Source organism: Sphaerisporangium cinnabarinum (assembly GCF_055567015.1).
This window is the reverse complement of sequence record NZ_JBVHRG010000016.1, coordinates 1-22909: the sequence shown is the minus strand read 5'-3', so window position 1 is coordinate 22909 and position 22909 is coordinate 1. Positions and strand designations below refer to the sequence as shown.

Below are 22909 nucleotides of genomic sequence, written 5' to 3'. Positions count from 1 at the left end.
ATGTGCTCAATCGCCAACATCGGTTCATGCGTCGGCGATGGGGTTTCCGCGATCGTCGGTGACGCGATCGAGAACATGGCCAACGCGGTCCTCGAGGCGTTCGGCAAGGTGGTGGCCTCGCTCGGCACGATCTGGGTTCACATCGGCACTCCGAACCTCACCGGATCGGGCGGCCAGTCTGCGATCAGTGCAGGGAACTCGGCACCGGGCGCGGGGAACATCACGACCGTCTTGGGCTACGTGACGTGGATCAGCCTCGTCGTCGCAATCCTCTCGCTCGTGATCCTGGGCGCGCTCATCGCGACGCGCATACGCGCCGGCGAAGGGATCGCCGCCGTCGGAAAGGTCGGGCTGGTCCTGGGCGCTGTGGTGCTCATCTCCGGCGCCAGCGCGCTCGTCACCGGACTGTTGCCGGCGGGGCCAAGCAACGCGGGCGGGGCGGTGCTCTTCTTGCAGTCGAGCCTCTGGTGGTACATGGGTGCCGCGGCGATCGTCTCGGTGATCATCGGCGGCGCGCGCATGGCGTGGGAGCAGCGTGCAGAGCCCGGGAGAGAGACGGTCAAGAGCCTGCTGACCCTCGTCGTGGTCGCGGGTGCTGGCGTCACGATCGTGGGCCTCCTCGTGGCGGCCGCCGACTCATTCTCGGTCTGGGTTCTGAACGGTTCGCTCCAGTGCGACGTCACGGCCGCCGGGTCGGCGTGCTTCGGAGAGAACATGCTCACCTTGCTCGCTCTGACGACACATCCCGCGGCGGGAGGCCTTGGGTCTCTGCTCATCATCATTCTCGGGATCATCGCGATCCTCGCGGCGGCGTTCCAGATCGTCCTCATGGTCGCCCGCGGCGGAATGCTCGTGGTCCTGACCGGGATCTTGCCGCTGTCGGCGTCGTTCACGAGTACGGAGATGGGTAAGACCTGGTTCCGTAAGTGCATTGCGTGGCTGGTGGCGTTCATCCTCTACAAGCCCGCCGCGGCGATCATCTACGCGGCTGCGTTCCAGCTCGTCGGCACGGACGTCTTCTCTGACGACGGCTCGGGGCTCCTGGCGGTGCTGACGGGTCTGATGTTGATGGTGATCGCGCTGTTCGCGATGCCGGCGCTGATGCGGTTCGTGACCCCGATGGTGGGTGCGATGGCGAGCGGCGCCGGTGGTGCCGCGCTGGCGGCGGGTGCCCTCGCGGCGCTGCCGAGCGGCGCGGCCGCGATCGGGCGTCTCGCCTCCGGCGGGTCCAACTCGTCGACGACGAGCAACGCGCAGCCGGGCGGCAATGGCCAGAGCGGAAGCCAGGGCCCGTCGGGTGGCGGTGGGGGAGGCAACACCGCGCCGACCCCGAGCGCGCCGCCGAACCCGCAACAGAGCGGCGCAGGCGCTGGTGCAGGAAGCGGCGCCGGAGCGGGTGCCGCTGGAGCTCGCGCTGGTGCCGGAGCTGGTGCCGGCGCAGGCGCAGGTGCAGGTGCCGCAGCAGGTGGTGGGGCGGCCGCGGCTGGTGCCGCGGGCGGCCCGGTAGGCATGGCGGCCGGCGCGGCTCTGGATGCCGCGTCAAAGGCGGGCCAGGCCGCAGCAGGTGCAGCGAAGAGTCTTGGTGAGCAGTCGACTGGTGAAGGGGGCGGTCCTGATGGCAGCCGTTGAGGTGAACAGGGGTCCTCGGACCTACGGGAACTGGCGACGTCCGACATCGCCAGGAATCCTCGGGCTCGGGTCCGTGGGCACGGGGATGCTCCTGGCGGGGCTCATCGCGGTGGTCATCACCGTGATGGTCGCCGGGCTGCTCGAGGCCGTGATCCTCGCCGGTGTACTCGGGGCCGTGATGCTGGCCGTGCTGACGAAGGACGCGCACGGCAAGAACGTCATCAGCCGCGGCGGTGCTCGCGCAGCGTGGTGGTCTGCGCGCTCGCGCGGCACGCACGTGTACCGCTCCGGGCCCCTGGGCCGCGCGCTGTGGGGCACGTACCAGCTCCCAGGCCTAGCGGCCCCCACGCGACTGAGCGAGCACACCGACTCCTACGGCCGGGCGTTCGCGCTGCTGTACACGCCGGCGACAGGGTCGTACTCCGTGGTGATCGGCACCGAGCCCGACGGCGCCGCGCTCGTCGACCATGACCAGATCGACGTCTGGGTGGCCGACTGGGGCCACTGGCTGGCGAATCTCGGTGACGAGCCGGGCGTGGAGGCCGCCTCGGTCACGATCGAGACTGCCCCCGACTCCGGGTCGCGTCTTCGTCGTGAGGTCGAGACGAACCTGGACGATGGCGCACCAGAGTTCGCTCGGCAGATGCTCCTCGAGGTCGTCGACCGCTACCCGGCCGGGTCCTCAACGGTGAAGGCGTACGTCGCGATCACGTTCACCGCGGCGAACCGGGTGGGTGGCAAGAAGCGCAAGCCTGAGGAGATGGGCCGCGAGCTCGCGGCGCGCCTGCCCAGCCTCACCGCCGGCCTGCAGGCGACCGGTGCGGGCGCGGCGCACCCGCTGTCGGCGCAGGACTTGTGCGAGGCGATCCGCGTCGCCTACGACCCCGCGGCGGCTCTGCTGATCGACGAGGCGCACGCGGCGGGCGATCCTGTCGAGCTTTCCTGGTCCGACGTCGGCCCGTCGGCGGCGGAAGCGTCGTGGGGTGGGTACCGCCACGACTCGGCGTACTCGTGCACGTGGGCGATGACGTCGGCGCCGCGCGGCAACGTCCAGTCGGGCGTCCTGGCCCGACTGCTGGCTCCGCACCGCGAGATCGCGCGCAAGCGGGTGACGCTGCTGTACCGGCCGATCGACGCGGCGCGCGCCGCGGCGATCGTCGAGTCCGACCTGCGGGCTGCGGAGTTCCGGGTCACCTCGACCAGCAAGCCTGCGGCCCGCGAGACCCTCGCGGTGCGGGCGGCGGCCGCGACGGCGCAGGAGGAGGCCAGCGGGGCTGGCCTGGTGCAGTTCGGCATGCTCGTCACCGCCACGGTGACCGACGCCAGCCGCGAGGCCGATGCCCGGGCCGCGATCGACAACCTCGCCGCGACGGCGCGCCTGCGGCTGCGGCCCGTGTACGGGTCGCAGGACTCCGCGTTCGCCGCGGCCCTTCCGCTGGGCCTGGTGCTCCCGAAGCACATCAAGGTCCCGGCCGAGCTGAGGGAGAAGCTGTGAGCACCCGAGCACGCGCGAAGAAGGCACCCAAGCAGCGCGAGTTGCGTCCCCAGCGCCCGCCGATGCGCGGGTGGCTGGGCCGCGGCCGCGGCCAGTCCAACTACATCCAGCAGGCCGACGAGTGGCGCGGCACCACCGTGCAGGTGTGCGGCATGTGGCCGTTCGCGATCGGCGCCGGTACCCCCATGGTGGGGGTGCCGTTCGGGCGACACATCCTCACCGGCGCCACGCTGTGCTGCGACCCGATCAGCTGGTACCAGCGGGCGAACCTCATCGGGAACCCCTCGGTGTTCTTCCTCGGCCGACCCGGGCTCGGCAAGACGTCCGCGGTCATGCGAATGGCCGTCGGCCTGTCCGGACAGGGCGTCATCCCGCTCGTGCTGGGAGACACCCGCCCGGACTACGTCCGCATGGTCGAAAAGCTGGGCGGCCAGGTGATCCCGCTCGGGCGCAACCGCGGGTCGCTGAACGTCCTGGACCCGGGCGAGGCTCCCGACGCCGCGCGCCGGTTGCGCACGGCCGGGTACCGCCAGGCCGCTGAGGAGGTCCTGGCCGATGCCCAGGGCCTGCGGCTGAACATGCTGGTCGCGCTCATCACGGTGCTGCGCAAGAGCGCCCCGACCGCGCGCGAGGAGACGATCCTCGCGCGCGGTATCGCCTGGCTCGACGAGCACTACGACGGCGTCCCGCTGATCCCGGACCTGCTGCGCGTGATCCGCTCCGCGCCCCCCGAGCTGCGTGAGGCGGCGCTGGACCGCGGCACCGACCAGCGCTACCAGGAAGTCACCGAGGAGCTGGAAGCCTCGCTCGTGGCGCTGAGCCCGGGCGGGAAGTTCGGTGACGTGTTCGCCAAGCCGACCACGCACCCCATGCGCCGCGACCGGGCCGTCGTCTACGACGTCTCCGCGATCCCTCAGTCCGACGGCGACCTGCGCGCGGTCGCGCTGCTCGCCTCCTGGTCTGCTGGCTTCGCGGTGGTCAACATCGCCCAGACCCTCGCCGACGTCGGCCTGGAGAACCGTCGGCACTACTTCGTGATCCTCGACGAGCTGCACCAGGCCCTCAAGGCCGGGCCCGGGCTCGTCGACCGCGTCGACTACCTCACCCGCCTCAACCGCACCGTCGGTGTAGGTCTGGCGATGATCACGCACACGCTCAAGGACCTGCGCTCCCTCCCGCTCGAGGAGGACCGACAGAAGGCCATGGGCTTCATCGAGCGGTCCGGGCTGGTCGTGTGCGGCGGCCTGCCCCTGAGCGAGATGCCGCTGCTGACGTCCGTCGTCGCGCTCTCGCGCGGTGAGCAGGAACTGCTCGCCGGCTGGCAGGACCCGCCCGCGTGGGACCCCAAGGAGGGGCGCGAGACGCCGCCCCCTGGACGCGGCAAGTTTCTCGTCAAGGTCGGTGGCCGCCCGGGCATCCCGATCGACCTGGTGCTCACCGAGTCCGAGAAGTCGCTGCACATGAGCGCGGTGCGCTGGGCCGACCGCTCGCGCACGGGCCTGCTCGATGAGGGGGCAGCGTGATGAGCGTGCCGAACAACCGACGTCGCGACCCCGGCGGCTTGTCCGGCGAGGTCGTGCTGCTGTGGGTCGGGATCGTCGTCGTCGTGCTCGGCGTCGGATCGATCTACGCCGCGATGCACCTGGGCCACAAGCTCGCCGGCACCGGTGTCGTCGTGCCGGGCGACCCGTTCGCCGTGACGTTCGGGCTGTTCGGCGGCGACCTCGCCTGGCCGGGCGCACCCGGCTGGTGGGTGCTGGCCGGCCAGGCCCTGATCATCCTCGCGCTGGGCACCTTGGTGGCCGTCGCCCTCGCCCGCAGGAGCGCCCGCCGGACCCGCGTCGACCGCGCGGCCGCGTACATGGGCCGCGGCCGCGACGTCGAAGGGCTCTCCCGCAAGCACGTGAGCCGCACGGCGCAGCGCCTCGGGGTGCAGGCCGCACCCGGTCTGCCGATCGGGGTCACGGTCTCAACGGGGCAGCGCCTGCTCAGCTCGTGGGAGGACATGCGCATGACGATCGCCGGTCCGCGCACCGGCAAGACGACGTCGATGGTCGTCCCGGAGATCCTGGACGCACCCGGGTCGGTCCTGTCGACGTCGAACAAGCGCGACGTCGTCGACCAGACGCGCGGGCCGCGCGCGGCCGTCGGGCCGGTGTGGGTGTTCGACCCGCAGGGCATCGCCGGCGAGGAGCCCACCTGGTGGTGGAACCCGCTGAGCTACGTCACCGACGAGGTGCGCGCGGCCAAGCTGGCAGAGCACTTCGCGTCCGGCTCGCGCGACCCCGGCGCGCGCACCGATGCCTACTTCGACCCGGCCGGCCAGGACCTCCTGGCCGGCCTCCTGCTCGCCGCGGCGCTCGACCAGCGTCCGATCACCGACGTCTACACCTGGCTCACGCGCCCCACGAACCAGGCCCCCGTCACGATCCTCACCGAGCACGGCTACACGCTGACCGCCGACCAGGTCGCCGGCGTCATCGCCGCCCCCGAGAAGCAGCGCGGCGGCGTGTACGGCACGGCGCAGCAGATGGCGTCCTGCCTCACCAACCGGCAGGTCGCGGCCTGGATCACCCCGCAGAGCCCGGCCGACACCCGGCCCCAGTTCAGCCCGGAAGAGTTCGTGCGCGCCGGGCTACCGTCCGCGGCGGGGGAGTCGGCGCCGACGAAGCCCGGCACCCTGTACTCGCTGTCCAAGGAAGGCCGCGGCACGGCCGGCCCGCTCGTCACCGCGCTCACCGTCGCCGTCGTGGAGGCGGCCGAGGAGCTAGCCGCGCAGTCCGCCGGCGGACGCCTGGCGACCCCGCTCGTCGGCGTGCTCGACGAGGCCGCGAACGTGTGCCGCTGGCGCGAGCTGCCGAACCTCTACTCGCACTACGGCTCGCGCGGGATCGTCCTGGACACCGTGCTGCAGAGCTGGTCCCAGGGCGTGGAGGTCTGGGGCGAGTCCGGCATGAAGAAGCTGTGGAGCGCATCCAACGTCAAGGTCTACGGCGGGGGAGTGAGCGAAGCAAACTTCCTCGAGGACCTCTCGCGCATGATCGGGGACTACGACCGGCTCTCGTCGTCGACGTCGACGGGGCGCGGGCAGCGCACGGTCTCCCAGCAGCTGCACCGCGAACGCATCATGGACGTGGCCGACCTCGCAGCGCTGCCCAAGGGCCGCGCCGTCGTCCTGGCCTCCGGGGCCCGACCGACGCTCATCCGGACGGTCCCCTGGATGGCCGGCCCGCACCGTGAGGCCGTCGAGGCGTCGATCGCGGCGAACGACCCGCAGGCCAAGCGCACCCTGCGCGAGGCCCACGACGAGATGGCGACCGTCGCGGCCGCTACTCCGCTCGAGGAGGCACCGTGAGCGACTGGGGCGAGGACGACTACGAGCCGACGATCGAGGCCCAGCCCGTCGACGTCGACGACGCGCAGACCTTCGGTGGCCGGGCGGCCGTCGAGCCGCCCGAGGTCGTCGAGGCGCGGGCCGCGCTCGATCGCGCGCTGGCGGCGCACGCTCGTGCGACGACCCAGCTCGACGACGCGCGCGACGCCCTCGCGGACGCCGAGGGCGCCCTGCGCGTCGCCGAGGCCAAGGTCACCGATTACGAGGACGACGAGACCAAGGCGACGTGGCAACGTGTCGCGGCGGCCGAGGACGTCGAGAAAGCGCGCCGGGTCCTCGCCCGGCGTACCGCCGGGGTCAGCGCCCGGGAGCGCGAGCTCGAGGACGCTGTCGCCGTGGTCCACCACGCCGACCAGGACCTCGCCCACGCCATCGACCAGGCGCGGCCCGCCGTCGAGCCAGCCGACGACGAGGACGGCGCGCCGGCGCTCTACTACGGGTCGGTCGACGAGTTCGTGCGGGAGTACCTGCGCAACGTCTACCGGCGCCACATCGCAGGACGCGGCGAGCACCGGGTCTGGGCCGCCGAGTGGTGGAAGTACGACGAGGCGGTGATTCGCCTCGAAGCGCTCTGGCGCGCCTGGGAGCACCTGCGCCAAGACCCCGCCACCGGCATGAGCGTGTGGTGGCGCGACCACGCCGACCACCACATGGCCGTCCTGCTCGACCCCCAGAACGGTCCCTTCGGTCCCGTGGACGGTGAGCACGACCGGAACACCCCCGGTTCGCCGCTGCCCTACATAGCACCGCCGGAAGGCATGTTCCCAGATGTACGCGAGTCGCGAGAGCAAAGTCCGTTCAAGGGGTAGCCTCTCAGTCGGTCTGACGGAACGGAGGAACGCATGGATTCTTCGCTGGTCGCGCCTCTAGCTTCGGCCGGTGCAGCGGTCCTGACGTCTATTGTGACCGTCTTCGCCACGCTCGGGACAACAGGTCGGCGTCTGCGCAGCACCCTCAGCCATGATGTGGAATTGCTGGAGAGCCTGCGGGGCACTGCCGCTCGCGACCTCCGTGCGGACGTCCAACGTCGAGCGCACCTCCTGGTCGCCCAATCAAGATACCCCCAGGTCGCGCTCTATGACGCACTGATGGTATTGATCATGTTGGCTACAGTATCTGCGCAAATCTACATGGCCTACGAGATGAGGCAGACACCCGCCGGCGATCGAGCACCCGAGGGCTACGACACCTGGGTTCCGCTGGTCAACTTACTGATCGCCACCATCGCGTTCGCAGGGCTCACGAAGAGCTGGACAAGCCGCGGCGCCAATCGCCTTATCTACATCTTCCAGACTCTGGGCGACGACCAGGCGATTCAGAAGGCAAAGGTTTTGGCCTTCCCTCTTGTGGCCCTACCTTTGTTGACTGCAGCGAGTGCAGTGATCGTTGGATGGACCACGTACATCGAACCCCTTAGGGACCTCGAGCTCCATCCAGTGGTCCGCTGGATCGGTTCCCTTGTGGCAACCCTTGGCGCCGCTGTTGCAATATGGATCGTTGCACTCCAGACATCGAAGCCACTAAACCGCATCGTAAAGTTCTATGCCCCTGTACCGCTCGTCCACAATGACTCAAATTTCAACTTTCGACCAGAGGAACTAGGTGGAGACCCCGCCGAGGACTGGGCAAATCTCGGAGCGCAGATACGATTGGAAAAATCGGCCGCAGCGGCCGCTAAGCTCCAGAAGAAGGCAGACAAAATACAGAAAAAGCAAGCCAAACGGGGGAACAAGGGGAGGCACGTCTAAGCCGTACTGCCCACTAGTCCTCACACAAAGCGAGGCCGAGAAGACCGCACGAAAGGTGCGGTCTTCTCGGCTTCAGGTTGTGGGTGGGTCAGCGATCTAGCCCGGTGCGCTGTGCCTGGGCTGCGCGGCTCCGTGTCTTGCGGGCCTTCGGGTTGCGGCTGGCGGTCCTAGCCTCCACCGCGTCCGTTGCTGGCCGGGCCTGGCTGACGTCGGCGCGCATCCGGGTGTCAACGACGTCGCTCGCGATGCCCTGGGCGCGCAGGTCGCTTGCCGTGGCCTCGCGGCGTTCGGCGCTGTCGTACGTGGCACGCCCGTCCTCGCGTCCCCGGTCGCCGAGCGCGTCCCGCTGGGCTGCTTCGGAGGCCGCCCCCGCGCGCTCGTCGGGGTCCGGTTCGTGCTCTGCGGCGCTCCGCGCTTGGTCCGCCAGCCGGTCCTCGCGGTCGGACTGCTGCATGAGCCGCTGGGCCTCGGCGTGCTCCGCGGCGGCACGGTGGCGCTCCTTCTCGGCGGCCGCGACCGCCACGAGCTCCGCCGGACTCATCAGGTGCGGGAACTTCGACGCGATCGCAAGGTCGACGTCGGGATCCGTGCCCTTCCAGGCCTGCACGTCACGCAGTCCGCCGCGCCCGACCGGTCCGAGGTCGGCGTCCGCTGGCAGGCGGTCGATCATCGCCAGGGCGTCGTCCTTCGTGAGCTCGCGGACCGGCTGCGAGCCGTCGAACTCGTCACGGGCCTCGAACCGCGGCCCGGGCGTGCGCGCGTCGCGCTCGGCCTGCGCCCGCTCCGCGAGGCCGTCGGGGTCCAGTCCGTAGCGCGTGCGCATCTCGGTGCGCATGTGCTCCTCGGCGCGCACCGCGTCCGGGTCCTCACGCGCCCACGCCCTGGCGACCTGATACGTCTGGGCGACCTGTTCCGCGGATGCCCGGTCCCACCAGTCCGACCGGTACACGTTCCCGAGCTCGACGCGCGCGGCACGCCGCTCGGCCTCGAACCGGGACTGCAGCTCGCGGGCCTGCTGCTCGCCGCGTGCCTGCGCGCGGCGCAGCGCCTCCTCGCGCATGCGTGCGAGGCGTTCCCCGACCTGCCCGGCCGCGGTGACCAGCACGCGCAGCTGACCCTCGAACGCTTCTTCGATGCCGTCGCTCTCCTCAGCCATGACTCGCCCCCTCCTATCGCTCCGGGCCGCGCTCTGCGCCCGGCTGGACCGTGTGCCGTCGCCGTGCCGCCTCGAGGTCTGCCGGCAGCGGCGACGCCGTGGTGCTCGCGTCCGTGTGCCCCGCGTTGAGCCGGTCGAGCACCGCCTGCGCGTCCCGGTCGAGCACTGTCGTTGTCGGCGCCGGCGTGGTGACCGTCGCCGTCCCGACGCCACTCGGCGCCAGGCTCGGCAGGGCCTCACGCAGACGCACGAGGCGTGCACGGGTGTCCTCGGCGAGCAGGCGCGCGTGACGCTCCTGCTGCGCGGCCACGGCGGCCCCGTGCACAGCCTGGGTGAGCCGGAGCAACTGACGGATCATCGCGGCCTGCGCGACGGTTCCTTGCCCGCCGCGGGCCGCGCTCGCCAGGAGCATCGCCGCACCCGAGATGGCGATCGTGCCGGCCTTGTCCGGGCGCACGGTGCGTCGGTGCGTCTGGGCCGAACGTGAGAGCGCATCGGCCGCCGCGGCGAGGTCGCCGGGCGTCTCTTCGGTCGCGTTCGACCACGCGGCGAACGCGCCCGCGGTCTGGCGTGCGACGGTCGCCCACGTGTCCCGGTCCTCGACTGGGACCGACCGCAACCGGTCGACGAGCGCGCGCAGCTCGTCGTGCTGCTTGGCCCACATCTCGGGGTCCGGCTCGGTCGTCTCACGACCGGCAGACACGACCCGTCGGCCGCGCTTGGCGGCGTTCCACTCGGCCGCTGCGTCGCTTGCGCCTGTCGGTGTGTCGGGCCATCCGTCGCGCAGCCGCGGCAACGACAGGTCGCGGGCGAGGTGGCCGCCGCCGTACCAGATCGGTCGCTCGCCAGCCTGGGGTCGCTCGGCCACGGAGTAGCCCGTGACGACGTCCGTGCGACCGTCCGCGAACCGGGCCCGGACCAGCAGCCCGGCGCGGCGCATGCGCCGCACGAACTCGGCCTCGTCCTGGCTCGCGCTCGCGCACCCTCGCACCTTGAGCGCGAGCAGGTACCGGGGCTGATCGGTGCGCATCTCGGCCGCGACGCGCGCCCGTCGGTCCGCCCCCGGTAGCGCAGACCAGGCCGGTACGCGCCCGCCCTCGAGGCGGCTCGCACGCTCGTACTTGGCCTGCGCCCGTGCACGTGCCTGCGCCTCGCGCTCGGCGGGGTCGTAGCCGCGCGTCGAGCGCTCGGCGCGCACCGACTCCAGCTGCTCCAGGCCGTGCTTCACCTCGAGCGCGCGCACCGCGGTCTGTGCGCGCCGGAAGTCGTTGTGCACCGAAGCCTTCGTGCCGTCCTCGCGCACCAGGTTCACGGCCAGGTGTATGTGGTCGTTGCCGTTCGTCGAGACACCGTGGCGCACGGCGACCCAACGGCATGGCGCCTTCGTGCCCTCGTTGTCGTCGAACCCCATCGCGCGCACGAAGTCGTTTGCGATCGCGTTCCACTGCTCGTCCGTCAGAGTGCCCTCATCAGCGCGCAGCGACAGGGAACAGTGCCACACGTGGCCACCCGTCACCTCCACGTCGTACGCCGTGCGCGGCTGGTCGAGATGGTGCGCGATGCGCAGGGCCGCGTCACGCCCGAGCTCGTCGTCGCTGTGCCACGCCATCAGCGCGGCGTCACCCGCGACCAGGTGCGGCTCGGTGTGCTCGTTGGCACGCCCTGGCCCCACGAGGTAGGTCATCAGTCCGGCCATGCGGTCGCCCCGGACGACGTTGGGCATCACGGCCGGCTCAGCCCGTCGATCGTGGCATCGATCCGCTCAGCAAGACGGCGCACCGCCCGCAGAGTCTCGACCATCTCGGCCTGCACCTCACCGGTCGCGTTCGTCGCCTTCGCCATCTGGTTGACGTTGTTCGACACCGCCGCCAGGAGCCGGTGCATCCCGAAGAGCCGAGCCATCGCGTTGCGACGTTCGGTCGGCGTCTCCGAAGCGCCGGACGCCAGCGCCGACTCCACGAGGAGACGAGGCACGGTGACGCGCTGCTCGTGCGCAAGCCGAAGCAGCATGCCCTCTTCCTCGGGCGTGACCTTGACCTCGTGGCGGTGCTGACGCCCGCCCTCGACGTTCGCGCGCCGACGCCGAGCAAGCTGCCGGGGACGAGGAGCCTCGTCGCTCATTCGTTCCACCCGCCTTTCAGCCCAGCGCAGCGACCCCGCCCCGTGCGGGGACCACACGTCCAGTGTGCCAGTGGCCGGCGGGGCCGTCCACTGCTCGAGCCACTTAGCCGTGCTAAGTGTATAGCTTGCTCCGTCTGGGTCGCCTCTGGCCCGTATCGCGCCCTGCGCGATGGCCGGGCTCGCGGCGAGCCGCGGAGGGCGCCGTGACCGGCGCGTTGGGGTTCCTCGTTGGGCGCAGTTCTCGTACGCTCGGACCATGGCAAAGACACTGAGCGTGGATGAGGCACTGGAGCGCGCACAGCGCGCACAGGAAGCACGAATGGGGGCCATTCGCGCCGTCGCGGAGGCACGACAGAGCGTCACCGATATCCGCGAAGAGACCGACCGGGAACTCGCCGAGTTCCAGCGCCGGATCGCCGAGCGAGTCGCGACCGCCGAGCGCGAGGACGTGCGCGCGTTCAACGCAGCACTCAGCGCCGGATGGACCGTCGACGAACTGCGCAAGATCGGCTTCCCCGAGCCGGACAAGAAGGTCCGCACCCGGCGCCGCGCGGCCAAGCGGGACGTCCCGGCGCCGAGCACGACGAGCGACGACTGACAGCGCCTGATGACGGTCGCGCGGAACGATGCGGAGTACACAACTCCGACCGAGCTAGCACGAGAGATCGGTGTCTCCCGTGCTGCCGTGTACGCATGGCTCCGCGCGACCTTCCCACCGCCCCCAGACGGTCGATGGCGGCTGGACATCGAGGCAGCAGACCGCGTCCGCGCACGCTTCGCGGACACCGCCCGCGCCCGCACCGAGCACGGCCGGCCGTGCGAAGTCGTCGGGTGCGACAGGACCGCGAAGGCGCGTCGCCTCTGCAAGATGCACTACGACCGCTGGTACCGGTCAGGGAGCCCCGACGGTGTCGGCCCCGGCGGCTGGCAAGCCGCCAAGACCCACTGCCCACGAGGACACGAGTACACGCTCGAGAACACGATCGTGTACCCCTCGGACGGGCGACGACGATGCCGCATCTGCCGTAAGGGCGAGTAGCGACCGGCGTCCCACGACCGGCTCAATGCGTCGCCCCGTGTGGTCGCGGCGGTCGCACGGAGCGGGCACGCTGAGCCCATGTGTGGTCGATACGCCAGCGCCCGACGCGACGATGAGCTCGCGCACCGCTTCCACGTCTCAGAGCTCGTCGGCGACGAACTCGGACCCTCGTGGAATGTCGCCCCGACACAGGACGTGCGCGCTGTCCTCGAGCGCGTGGAGACCGACCGGCCGGTGCGCCAGCTGCGCACGCTGCGCTGGGGCCTGGTGCCGTCGTGGGCGAAGGACGCGAAGATCGGGTCTCGTATGATCAACGCCCGCGTCGAGACCATCACCGAGAAGCCGGCCTTTCGCCGCGCTGCGGCGAAGCGGCGCCTCATCGTCCCGATGGACGGGTACTACGAGTGGCAGGCGCCGGAGTCCGGCAAGGGCCGCAAGACGCCCTACTACCTTGCCGACCCCGACGGTGCGCCGCTGGCGGGCGCGGGCCTGTACGAGCTGTGGCGCGACCCCTCCAAGAGCGACGACGACCCCGACCGGTGGCTCTGGTCGCTGACCGTCATCACGACGAACGCGATCGACACCCTCGGGCACATCCACGACCGGTCCCCGTTCCTGCTCCCGGACGACCTGTGGGACGCCTGGCTCGACCCCGAACTCACTGACGCCGGCGATGTCGGCGCGCTGCTGCACCGGGTTCCCGAACCGCACTTGCAACCCGTTGAGGTCTCCCCGGCCGTGGGGAACGTACGTAACGACTCGCCCGCCCTCGTCGAGCCCGTCGCCTGACGCTAGCGCCGAGCGTGCGGGCGCGACGACGCCGGTTCACGGTGGTGGTCTGAGCACCGACGGAGAGGGGTATCCCGTGGCAGTGACGATCGAGGTCTACCACCAGGACGAGCAGTGGCACGTGCGCCGGCAGGGCGAGCGTGAGCCGCTGTCGAACCACGCGAAGAAGGACGACGCCATAGCCGCCGGGCGCGCTGCCGCCGAGCGCGAGAGCGCCGAGCTCGTGATCAAGAACCTGGACGGGACGATCGCGAAGAAGGACTCCCACGGGCACGACCCGCGCAACGTCCCGGGCTGAGCCATGGCCGACGCGAGGGCGATGCCGTACGACGTCGCCCTCGCGCGCGCCGTCGAGCAGATCCCCGCGCCGAGCGCGCTCGAGGGCGGCTGCCGCTACGAACCGAAGTGGGACGGCTACCTTCACTGAACCGGTAGTGGGACTACTCGCGTTCCAGGATGTCGTTGATCTGGTCGAAGAGCTTCTCCGCGCGGTCGAGGACGGGCTTGCTGGGCTTGCGCTGCTTGCCTCGCAGGAGTGCACCTGCCGGTGAGTAGTGGTTGAACCGTCCGTTGTTGAGCCCACGGGCCGCGAAAGTTCGTTCGATCCGTCGGACGATGCGGGGATCCTCCGGGAGGTCATCGAGAGTCAGTGGGGAGCCGGCCAGCACTCCCTGATAGGCGTTGTTGACGAGCTCTACGTAGGTCTTGGGGTCGAGCAGATCCTCCACGTCCGCTTCGTCGCGACCGACAGCCTGGCCGATCTGCACAAGGCCCGCGCGGTAGAGCTTGCCCGCGTCGCGTAGCGCCTGGATGACGTGGGCGTTGTCTGGCGAGCTGTCCGTGAGGACGGCCACGGTCAGCTTGTTCGCACCGAAGAGAGTGAGGAACGCGGGCAGCTTTGTGATGCCACCACCGGGAACCAAGACCCATCGGTCGTCGAGGCCTCGTCGCCCTGCCGCGTTGAGTTGGTCCGAGAGGTATTGGAGGTAGACGACGTCGGACGCGCCCTCGAGGAAGAGCACGTGTGGACCGACGAACAGCGTTTGTGTGAGCTCGATGCCGAGTGCTGCGTGCAGGGGGAAGGCGGTCTCGCCGTCGACGCGCAGGACGTCCTCAGAGATCACGGTGCCGCGTTGCTCGTCGTCGACGACCGTGCGGACTCGGTTGAATCGGTGCGCGTCGACCATGAAGGGTGAGTGCGTGGTGAAGATGACTTGGTGCCGGGACGCGAGGCGGTCGTCGATGAACCTGAGCAGGTCGTTCTGTGCGGTTGCATGGAGACTCAGCCCTGGCTCGTCAAGCAAGAGGACCAATGGCTGCTCGGCTGACTCCTCGAGCTCCGCAAAGTAGGCGAGGAACGAGAAGAACCAGACGAAGCCGCGCGAGCGCTCGTCGAACGGCACGCTGACGTTATGTCGCGTGTTCAGCACGCGGATCTGCAGGAACGGCCCTTCCGGGTCCCTGGAGCTGGCCCCAGCCTCCGGGGTGGCGTGGACCGCCAGGCTCACCCGGAGGTTCTTGTTCTGAGTCCAGTACTCGAACACCTCGCCGCTGATGGCGTTCGATGCGTTCTCCATGCTACGGATGAGGTGCTCATGGCTTTCGGGGCTGAGGAACGCCTCCGGCTCGACCCCAGACACGCGTAACAGTGCCAGCAGGGCTTCCTCACCGCGGGTCAGGGTCTCGTCGTCGCGCTTGGCGATCAGGTCCGGGATCGAGACCTTTCCAGGCATGACGTCGTAGTCGCCGAAGTACACGAACTTCGGGCGGCGAGCGGCCAGGACATCGATCGCCTTGAGCGTGGGGTCGGACTTGCGCCAGCTCGTGATCCTCTCGACGACCTCGGTAGTGGCCGGGGTCGGACCTTCCATGCCCTGCAGGACGGTGAGGAGATCAGCGACGGTGCGTGCCTTGTCGGCCGATGCTGCAGTGCTTGCAGGGAGTTCGATATCTCCACGCAGGTGCCGGACAACTGCTTGTTCGTCAATTCTCACCTCCCACGTGGTTGAGTCATACCGGTAGCCGGTCGTCACAGTGATCGTCCGGGAGGAAAGACCGGCCTCACCTAGGTGTGCGCTGACCGCGGCAACGTCGTCGTCGTCGAGTTCGTACGTGAGGACGGTCGCCGTGACCTTCTTGCCGCCCGCAAGCTCGCGGGTGCGGTGGCTCGGGAAGTCGAGACTGTCGTCGAACGAGGCTGTGTCGATCGCCCGGCTCTTGAAGAGCGCCTGCAGGGTGGCGGTCTTGCCAGACTCGTTCTTGCCCACCAGGCAAGTGACGTCCGGCTCGATGCGGAACTCGTCGAGCTCTTCGATACTCCGGTATCGCCGAATCTGCGCCTTCGTCAGCTTCATGGCCGAAATCTAGCCTTCAACTGGACCCGAGTGGAGGGACCGAAGGCCCCACAGTTCAGCGAGTCGCGCGAGCCACGCTGGATCGAGGTGCCTCGCTGCGGCACTGGAGGGCGCCCGAGGAGTTCAGTCAACGTACCGCGCGGCCGCGACGGTCCAGGACGACGGCGCGCGCATCTGGTCCCGCCGCGGGACCGACCTGACGTCGACGTTCCCCGAGATCGTCGCCGCGCTCGAAGCCCAACTCGACCCCGGAGTAGTCCTCGACAGCGAGCTCGTCGTCTGGCAAGACGGGCGGCTCGCGTTCGAGGCACTGCAGGAGCGCATGGGCCGCGGCCCGCGCGCTGCGACGGCTGCCGCCCGTGCCCGCCCGGCGTCCCTGGTCGCCTTCGACGTCCTCGAGCTCGGTGGCCGCGACGTGCGGGCCGAGCCGTTCGACGCCCGGCGCGCGCTGCTCGTCGAGCTCGCCGCAACGTGGCGGCCGCCGCTGAACCTCTCTCCAGTGACCAGCGATGAGGCAGAGGCGCGCGACTGGTTCGAGACGTACACCGCGGTCGGTGTCGAAGGCCTGGTCGTCAAGGGCGGCGCCCAGCCCTACCGCGGGGGAGAGCGGTCCTGGTTGAAGGTGAAGCACCGCGCGACCGTCGACGTGGTGTGCGCCGCGGTGACCGGCACCCTGTCCCAGCCCTGGGAGGTGATCGCGGGCCTGTCTATCGACGGGGACCTGCGTATCGTCGGCCGCACGACCCCGCTCACACCCGGCGCTCGGCGGCGGCTCGTCCCGCTGCTGCATCGGCCGACGGGGGAACACCCGTGGCCGTCGCGTATCTCGCCCGGCACGTTCGGTAGGTTCAACGCCCGCTCGGCGCCGATCGATCTCACGCTCGTCGAGCCAGTCGTCGTCGAAGTCTCCGCCGACGTCGCGTGGTCGGGGAAGTCCTGGCGCCACCCGCTCAGGTTCGTGCGCGCGCGACCCGAGGTCCCTATCGAGGAAGCCCTACCCCCAGCGGTGGGACCAGGGTGAGGCAAGCCGGCTTGCTGGGCACCGCCTCAGGCGGTGCCCAGCTCGCCGGTTCCGGCTACGTGCTCGCGACGAGCAGCGGGAGCGTGTCGCTCACGCAGGTCGCGACGTCGGCAGGCACCCCGCCTGACATCAGGAGCACGAACAGAACGATCACGAGGCTCGACTGAGGAGCCCCGGGGCGGTGATCCCCGCCCGCGGGTTGTGAGGACATAGCTCTCCTACGTTGGAGGCGTCCGCGCGAACCGACGAGCGACTGCGTGTACGGTGTTCATCTGGAGATTGAACCCGCGAGCCGGTGCACGAGGAAACCTCGTTGGATTGGACATGCGGACGACGGGCCGGAACCAGGTGGCACCCTGGGCCGGCCTTCGTCGTCCACGGCGCAGGGATGCCCTGAGGACCGTGGAGCGTGAACCCCATCGGCTGGCCTCCTGGAGGACGCCGTCGGGCTCCCTGCACACACGAACCTATACCTAGTGGTCCGCAACGCCTCGGCGCACTAGATGTCGGGTGGAACTTCACCTGCCCGATCGCTCTACGCGAGGTCGAGCCGCAGAACCGCGGAATTCCGCCGTCCAGGGCGGCGTGACGGCGAGTTCGGCCCGGCTGGTCCAACCGGAAACTCCGCCTGGTACGGGTTCTCGAGCACGTCGTCCACAGCGCCGATCTTTGAGCGCTCGAACCCGTAGATGCGCACGAAACCGGGCGGAAGGATGCTCTGGACCGCCGCGAGGAGGGCCCTGCGCTCATGTTGAACGACACCGACCCGGTCACCACCGTGAGCACGCGGTCCACCGACGTCGAGCTCGTGGCGGAAGTGGCGCATGTCCACGCCGACCACCGGGGCATGTCAGGGGCTCCTGACATACTCTGTCAGGGAACCCTGACAGAGAGGCAGAAGGCCGTGGGCTGGGCGACGGATGACGGGAAGCACGAGGGCGCGGCGATGGCGATGTTCGCCGACGGCGCGCTGGGCGGGACGTACGGGCCGGGCAAGAAGGTCGAGGTGGACGAGTACGCCGACGGCACGCGCGCCGCGTACCAGGCGGACGTGCGCAGCGAGGACGACGTCGTGGGCTGGCGCGGGTGGTGCTCCTGCGGCTGGCGCAGCCCACGCTCGTTCACGAGGGTGCGTGTCCCCGAGCTCGAGGACCGGGGGAACAGGGTCGCCTACGAGGGCTCGCCATTCCCGCCCGGATGGGTCGAGGACGAGGTCCACGCTGAATGGAAGGCCCACATCGCGCCCGACCTCGCGACCGACGCCGTAGCCGTCGCGGCGCGGAGAGCGGCTGACGCCGCCCGGCGGCTCGACGAGGCGGCCGTCGCCGCGCGTCTGGCCGGGGCGTCGTGGGACGCGATCGGTCGGGCGGCGGGGATCGCCCGGCAGTCGGCCCACGAGCGCTGGGCGGCCGCCGCGGCGACGGCCGAGCGGATCGGCCCGGACCCGGTCCCCGCGCTCGCGCAAGCGTGGGCCGCTGTCGACCCGTTCCAGCGGTACGTCGACGACGCGCCCGACGGACCCAGCCCGCTCGACGAGCTCGTGACCGAGTACCTGCGCGACCACGATCCCTACCCCGAGGGCACTCGGGTCTGGGCGGAACGCCTCACCTGGGAGTGGGAGCCGGCGACGATCGTCGAGCGCATCGGCGACGACGAGTGGACCGTGGAGTTCGACGACTACGGGACAGCGTGGCGCGGCCACGTCGAGCTGCGCCCTCGGACGAAGGAAACGCAACGGTGATCGTCCACGGCACGTACCAGGCCGCCCCGGAGCCGGGCCAGCCGGCCGACGGCCCGGTGCGCGAGGTCGCGGTGGAGGCCGCGACGTACGAGGGTGCACGCGCCATGCTCTACGAGCAGGTGCGCGACGGGGAACGACTGACCGGGATCCGCGTCGAAGGCCGAGCTCAGCCAGCCTGACCGTGGAACCGCACACTCGGCGCCCGCGGTCTGGGTGGCCGCGAGCACGCTCACGCACACGACGCCCCGACCGCATCCCCCCTGGCGGTCGGGGCTCGTCGCGTCTGGGCTCAGCGACGCTCTACGGCGTCGGCCCAGAGCCACGCCCACCCTTCCCGTCCCTCGCAGGAGAGGTAGCGAACGTGGACCTGGCGGCCCGCCCACGCGACGGCCTCGCCGTCGACCCGAGCCTCGCCGCTCTGGCGCTGCGTGACCCACGCGCGCACCGGGATGCCCTCAGACGGGCGCACGATCCGTGCGCCGCGGCGCGCGAGCTCGGGCGCCTCCTCGGCGTGATCGCGCAGCGGGACCGTCTCGATACCGGACGGCCAGCCGCCCGGAGGCGGACGTCGACGATTACCCACGACACAATCGTATTCGAACACCAGTTCGAACGACGGCGTAGCCTGGAAGGGTGCCGACGACCGCTCTCGACCCGCTCGAGGTGGCTCGCGCGACCCTGCGTCGCGCCGAGCTGCGCACAGGCGTGCGCGCGTCGACGCCGGGCGTCGTCGACCTCGACGACGCTCCGCGGCCGCTCGGCGCGATCCTCGACGACGGGCGCCTGCCGCGCGGGGCGGCCAGCGTCGTGACGGGCTCGACGTCGCTCCTGCTCGCGCTGCTCGCGACGTCCCAGGGCTCGTCGGACTGGCTCGCCGTGGTGGGGGCTCCCGACCTCGGGATGCTCGCGGCCACCGATGCCGGCGTGGCGCTCGAGCGCGTCGCGCTCGTGCCGCGCGCCGGGGACGATCCTGCCGGCGTCGTCGCCGCCCTGCTCGACGGGATGACGTACGTCGTCGTCGGCCCGGACGCCCGGCTCACGGCGTCGGAGCGTCGGCGACTGCTCGCCCGGGCGCGTGAACGCGGTTCTGGGCTGGTCACCGTCGGCGCGTGGGAGCACGCCGCGGTGCGCCTCGACGTCATCGCGCACCGGTGGGCGGGCACCGATGCCGGCGACGGTTACCTCCGGCGCTGCGAGCTCGACGTATCCCGGACGGCCCGCGGCGTCACGGACCGGTGGACGCTCACGCTCCCGGCGCCGGGCAGCCTCCTCATCGACCCCGTCGAGGGGCAGGCCCGACCCGCCGCGCAGGCGCGGAGGGCGCCGCTACGCCTGGTTGGGTGAGGGGCCGGGAAGCGTCGGCAGAGCGGGAAAACGGTCATATAGTGACATAAGGTACCTTATCGGCGCGGCGCCTGCGCTGGTCAGGAGGGGTTTTTGGGCGCTCATCCTCGGTGGTCGAGCTCGTCCTCGATGACCGCCTCGAGCTCGGCCGCGCTTGGCAGCACGCCGCGGGCGTCCTCGGGCAGCCCTTGGTAGTCCGCGACCGCGATCGGCACTCGGGTGCCGGCGAGCGCGTACCGCACCGTCGGGCCGGCCATGCCAGCTTTCATCCCCGAACACACACGCACACACCTGCGTAAGTCGCTAGTTGTCGACTACCTCAGGACGCTGGCTTCGGAAGAAGCTTTACACAAATCTCCTGACGGAACCGTCCGGCAAGCCAATCTCCAGTGAATTACCTCCCCGTGTCCACGCCTTACCGGAACCGATCGCTCGCAAAACACCGAGCACGTCATCATCATCCAAGTCTAGCCTCACCTCTCGGAACAAGAGACGAGACGACTTGCCCACTCTGTTTCTCCAGAGAATTACATCAAGGTTGCCCTGAGGGTCGCCATAAAATCGCACGTAGTAGTCATCGATGCCCCCTTCTAGCTTCCGAACCTCGACGGAGGCAACGCCCTCCTGAGACAGGATCTCAGCCTCAAACTCGCCAGTCATCGCAGTTGGCTCCTGTACGGCCCCCAGCCGATATCAAAGTGCACGCGACTCTTTCCCGATGGACCCTTGATTGCAATTCTGAATACAGTTCGAGCCACCTTTCTTCCGTTGGCCTTTGCAACTCGAGCACCGGACCATCCGATCTGCACGCGCCCGCGGTTGAGCACCCCGGGCTTGGCTGCTCCACTGTACACGTCTCCAAACAGTTTACTCTTTGCTCCGAAGGTCTTTGACTTGAATGCCGCAGACCAGACCTTAGAGTTCGACAAAACGGCGCGATTGGACTTCGCGACTCGTATGGCTGTTTTAACCGCAGGCGCGGCCGCTCGCGCAATCTTAACTGCCTTGACAGCGCCGAGAACTGCGCCTGCACCAACGGCGGCAGCAACGATCGTTCCCGCCATTTCAAGAGCCTTGCCCTTGTTCCCGGATGCGGCATACGCGACTGTTGACAGACCAGCAGCCACGGCTCCAACTGGTCCCGGGATTACAGATGCGACCTCGCCGACGACGGCAACGGCCTTGACGAGCCCCTTCCAGGAGAAGGTGCCGGCGAGGTCGGTGCAGTTGACGGGGTCAGCGTTGCAGTAGTCGTAGGCGCTGGCGGATCCGCCGGCGACTTGGTCGGTCTGCAGGAAGCGTCCGGTGGCGGGGTGGTAGAGGCGGACGCCCATGAGGATGGCGCCGGTGGGGGTGTCGGCGTTGCGTTGTGCGGCGCCGAGCCACCCGTACCGGGCCGGGGGCGCGTTGCCCGTCTCTCCCGATGTCATGGGTTGGGGGTTGCCGAACTCGTCGAACGACGTGAACCGCGCTTCGGTCCAGGAGGCTTCGGCGGCGCCGTCGGTGATCGGCAGAGTCGCGGTGATGTCGCCGTGCAGGTCGACGAGCTGCAGGATGCGCTCGCCGGTCTTGCCGGTCTGGACGGCCAGGTTGCCGTCCATGCCTTCGACGTACCGGGTCAGGTTGTCGGGCAGCGTGGCGTCTTCGACGATCCAGGCGGGTTCGTCGCCGTCGCCGTCGTAGTGCGTGATCTTCTCGGTGGAGTTGGCCCAGGCGCCGTCGACCCATGCGAAGTCGTCCTGGGTGGAGAACCGCATGAGCGGGTCCAAACCCCACTGCGTGCGCTTGGTCTGCGGCACTTCCTGGGTCGCGACGAGGTCGTTGAGGAAGTACGACGTCGCGGCGGTCGCCGCGCCGTCGGCAGCCGGCATCTCGGTGATCCGCCCGAACGCGTCGTAGGCCCACGTGTTCCCGCCGGCGCCCGAGGTCGTGACGAGGCGGTCTGCCGAGTCGTAGGTCGACGTGGCGGTGGTGGCCCCGGTGGTGCCGGGGCAGGTGCCGGTCGCGTCACCGGTCGCGGTGGTGGTGGCGGTGCGGTTGGTGTGGTGGTCGTAGGTGTAGGTGCGGGTGGTGCAGGTCTCGGTGGCGGCGGAGGTGTCGTTCACCTGGGTGAGGCGACCAAGCCGGTCGTAGGTGTAGTTCCGCACGCCGCCGGGCGTGGTGTGGGTGATCCACTGCCCGCGGTGGTTCTCCACCACGGAGTCCTGGGCGATGACGGTCTCGTCGGCGGTGCGGGTATAGGTCCGAGAGACCGGGACGCGGGCGGTGTCGTACCCGAGGGTGAGGGTGACGCCACCGGGAAGGGTCTGGGACTCCAGCTGCCCGTCCGGCCCCCAGGAGGCGGTGATGTCGCCGGCGACGGAGTCGGTGATCTTGGTGACGTACCCGCGCGGGTCGACGGCCCGGTCATAGGTGTAGGAGCGGGTGGTCCCGATGGAGTCGGTGACCTGGGCGGGCTGCCCGTACCGGTCGTACGTCGACTTGGTCCATCCGCCGTGGGCGTCGGTGTACTGGACGAGGCGTCCGAGGCGGTCGTACTCCTTGGTCACCGCGGCGGTCTCGGCGCCCTGGGCGTTGACGGACGCGTTCTTCACGACGTCGCCGGTCGCCGGGTCGTAGCTGGTGGTGGTCTTGGCGATCGGGAGCCCGGCGGCGGGGCCGTTTCCGGTGATCTCGACGGCGGTGACGCGGTCGGCGGCGTCGTAGGTCGTGGTGGTGGTGCGCTTGACCTGGCTGGCGCCGGATCCGACGTAGTCGGACACGATGGTGGGTGAGCCGAACTGGTTGTAGGCGTCGTTGCGCTTGACCGGCAGGGCTGCGCTCATCCGTGCAGGATCGTGCCCGGTCACGGGCCCGCCCGCGAGCGTGAGGCAGGGCTGGCCTGCCCACTCCGGCTTGTTCGCGCACGACGCGTCGCCCGGATTGGTCCCTGCGGTGTAGAAGACCGTCCGGGTCGTCGCGGCGTCGATGCCGCTGGATCCGGGGGACTGCTGCAGGAACGGTTGACACTCCATCTGCGGGACGAGGTCCTGCTGGAAGGATGTCGTTGTGCCTAAGAAGTTCCCGCCTGAGTTCAAG

At 70.0% G+C, this 22909-nt stretch carries 21 protein-coding genes; 14 read left to right on the top strand and 7 right to left on the bottom strand.

Going from position 1 to position 22909, the window contains the following annotated elements; translation table 11 throughout:
• The 6 genes from ACZ4MO_RS18500 to ACZ4MO_RS18475 are packed head-to-tail and all read left to right on the top strand — an operon-like array spanning position 1 to position 8266.
• Positions 1-1629: a TrbL/VirB6 family protein gene (locus ACZ4MO_RS18500; RefSeq protein WP_499279352.1), complete on the top strand. Its 1629-nt coding sequence runs from the start codon at positions 1-3 to the stop codon at positions 1627-1629.
• Complete coding sequence (locus ACZ4MO_RS18495; protein WP_499279351.1) at positions 1616-3124, top strand: SCO6880 family protein; 1509 nt, start codon at positions 1616-1618, stop codon at positions 3122-3124. Before ACZ4MO_RS18500 ends, ACZ4MO_RS18495 begins: the two co-directional genes overlap by 14 nt.
• Positions 3121-4647: a putative type IV secretion/conjugal transfer ATPase gene (locus ACZ4MO_RS18490; RefSeq protein WP_499279350.1), complete on the top strand. Its 1527-nt coding sequence runs from the start codon at positions 3121-3123 to the stop codon at positions 4645-4647. The genes ACZ4MO_RS18495 and ACZ4MO_RS18490 overlap by 4 nt, the downstream gene beginning before the upstream one ends.
• A complete protein-coding gene (locus tag ACZ4MO_RS18485; RefSeq protein WP_499279349.1) occupies positions 4647-6479 on the top strand; it encodes a type IV secretory system conjugative DNA transfer family protein in 1833 nt (610 codons plus the stop codon). The genes ACZ4MO_RS18490 and ACZ4MO_RS18485 overlap by 1 nt, the downstream gene beginning before the upstream one ends.
• Entirely contained in the window at positions 6476-7327 is an 852-nt protein-coding gene (locus tag ACZ4MO_RS18480; RefSeq protein ID WP_499279348.1) for a DUF4913 domain-containing protein, read from the top strand. The genes ACZ4MO_RS18485 and ACZ4MO_RS18480 overlap by 4 nt, the downstream gene beginning before the upstream one ends.
• Before the next feature lie 33 nt (positions 7328-7360).
• Complete coding sequence (locus ACZ4MO_RS18475) at positions 7361-8266, top strand: hypothetical protein (RefSeq protein ID WP_499279346.1); 906 nt, start codon at positions 7361-7363, stop codon at positions 8264-8266.
• 88 nt (positions 8267-8354) lie between these two features.
• Here the strand turns inward: ACZ4MO_RS18475 and ACZ4MO_RS18470 are convergent, their stop codons facing one another.
• The 3 genes from ACZ4MO_RS18470 to ACZ4MO_RS18460 are packed head-to-tail and all read right to left on the bottom strand — an operon-like array spanning position 8355 to position 11543.
• Positions 8355-9422, bottom strand: coding sequence for a hypothetical protein (locus tag ACZ4MO_RS18470; RefSeq protein ID WP_499279344.1), 1068 nt, complete (start codon positions 9420-9422; stop codon positions 8355-8357).
• Positions 9423-9435: 13 nt separating this feature from the next.
• On the bottom strand, positions 9436-11145 hold the full coding sequence (locus ACZ4MO_RS18465) for a relaxase/mobilization nuclease domain-containing protein (RefSeq protein WP_499279343.1): 1710 nt from the start codon (positions 11143-11145) through the stop codon (positions 9436-9438).
• Positions 11145-11543 (bottom strand): MobC family plasmid mobilization relaxosome protein, encoded by a 399-nt coding sequence (locus ACZ4MO_RS18460; protein ID WP_144723482.1) that lies wholly within the window; start codon positions 11541-11543, stop codon positions 11145-11147. The genes ACZ4MO_RS18465 and ACZ4MO_RS18460 overlap by 1 nt, the downstream gene beginning before the upstream one ends.
• 256 nt (positions 11544-11799) lie before the next feature.
• On the opposite strand from ACZ4MO_RS18460, the gene ACZ4MO_RS18455 reads away from it, so the two are divergent.
• The 4 genes from ACZ4MO_RS18455 to ACZ4MO_RS18440 all read left to right on the top strand — a co-directional run bounded on the left by ACZ4MO_RS18455 (position 11800) and on the right by ACZ4MO_RS18440 (position 13798).
• Positions 11800-12141, top strand: a complete 342-nt coding sequence (locus ACZ4MO_RS18455; RefSeq protein WP_499279342.1) for a hypothetical protein — start codon at positions 11800-11802, stop codon at positions 12139-12141.
• A gap of 519 nt (positions 12142-12660) precedes the next feature.
• The gene (locus ACZ4MO_RS18450; protein WP_499279370.1) at positions 12661-13371 is read left to right on the top strand and encodes an SOS response-associated peptidase; all 711 of its coding nucleotides are present in this window, start codon (positions 12661-12663) and stop codon (positions 13369-13371) included.
• Between the two features lie 76 nt (positions 13372-13447).
• Complete coding sequence (locus ACZ4MO_RS18445; protein WP_499279340.1) at positions 13448-13669, top strand: DUF2188 domain-containing protein; 222 nt, start codon at positions 13448-13450, stop codon at positions 13667-13669.
• Between the two features lie 3 nt (positions 13670-13672).
• Entirely contained in the window at positions 13673-13798 is a 126-nt protein-coding gene (locus tag ACZ4MO_RS18440; protein ID WP_499279339.1) for a hypothetical protein, read from the top strand.
• 13 nt (positions 13799-13811) lie between these two features.
• Here the strand turns inward: ACZ4MO_RS18440 and ACZ4MO_RS18435 are convergent, their stop codons facing one another.
• Positions 13812-15725, bottom strand: coding sequence for an ATP-dependent nuclease (locus tag ACZ4MO_RS18435; RefSeq protein WP_499279338.1), 1914 nt, complete (start codon positions 15723-15725; stop codon positions 13812-13814).
• A gap of 103 nt (positions 15726-15828) precedes the next feature.
• Between ACZ4MO_RS18435 and ACZ4MO_RS18430 the strand changes: the two genes are divergently transcribed.
• The 3 genes from ACZ4MO_RS18430 (at position 15829) to ACZ4MO_RS18420 (ending at position 18666) form a co-directional block, all read left to right on the top strand.
• Positions 15829-16746, top strand: a complete 918-nt coding sequence (locus ACZ4MO_RS18430; protein WP_499279369.1) for an ATP-dependent DNA ligase — start codon at positions 15829-15831, stop codon at positions 16744-16746.
• A gap of 946 nt (positions 16747-17692) precedes the next feature.
• Positions 17693-18487: a tudor domain-containing protein gene (locus ACZ4MO_RS18425; protein ID WP_499279336.1), complete on the top strand. Its 795-nt coding sequence runs from the start codon at positions 17693-17695 to the stop codon at positions 18485-18487.
• Entirely contained in the window at positions 18484-18666 is a 183-nt protein-coding gene (locus ACZ4MO_RS18420; protein WP_499279335.1) for a hypothetical protein, read from the top strand. The genes ACZ4MO_RS18425 and ACZ4MO_RS18420 overlap by 4 nt, the downstream gene beginning before the upstream one ends.
• A gap of 110 nt (positions 18667-18776) precedes the next feature.
• On the opposite strand, the gene ACZ4MO_RS18415 is transcribed toward ACZ4MO_RS18420, so the two are convergent.
• Entirely contained in the window at positions 18777-19070 is a 294-nt protein-coding gene (locus ACZ4MO_RS18415; RefSeq protein WP_499279334.1) for a hypothetical protein, read from the bottom strand.
• A gap of 50 nt (positions 19071-19120) precedes the next feature.
• Between ACZ4MO_RS18415 and imuA' the strand changes: the two genes are divergently transcribed.
• Positions 19121-19831, top strand: a complete 711-nt coding sequence (gene imuA', locus ACZ4MO_RS18410) for a DnaE2-dependent mutagenesis accessory factor ImuA' (protein ID WP_499279332.1) — start codon at positions 19121-19123, stop codon at positions 19829-19831.
• 101 nt (positions 19832-19932) lie between these two features.
• Here the strand turns inward: imuA' and ACZ4MO_RS18405 are convergent, their stop codons facing one another.
• The gene (locus tag ACZ4MO_RS18405) at positions 19933-20088 is read right to left on the bottom strand and encodes a hypothetical protein (protein WP_499279330.1); all 156 of its coding nucleotides are present in this window, start codon (positions 20086-20088) and stop codon (positions 19933-19935) included.
• 399 nt (positions 20089-20487) lie between these two features.
• Positions 20488-22909, bottom strand: a 2422-nt coding sequence (locus ACZ4MO_RS18400; RefSeq protein ID WP_499279328.1) for an RHS repeat-associated core domain-containing protein, incomplete at its 5' end; no start/stop codon positions are given.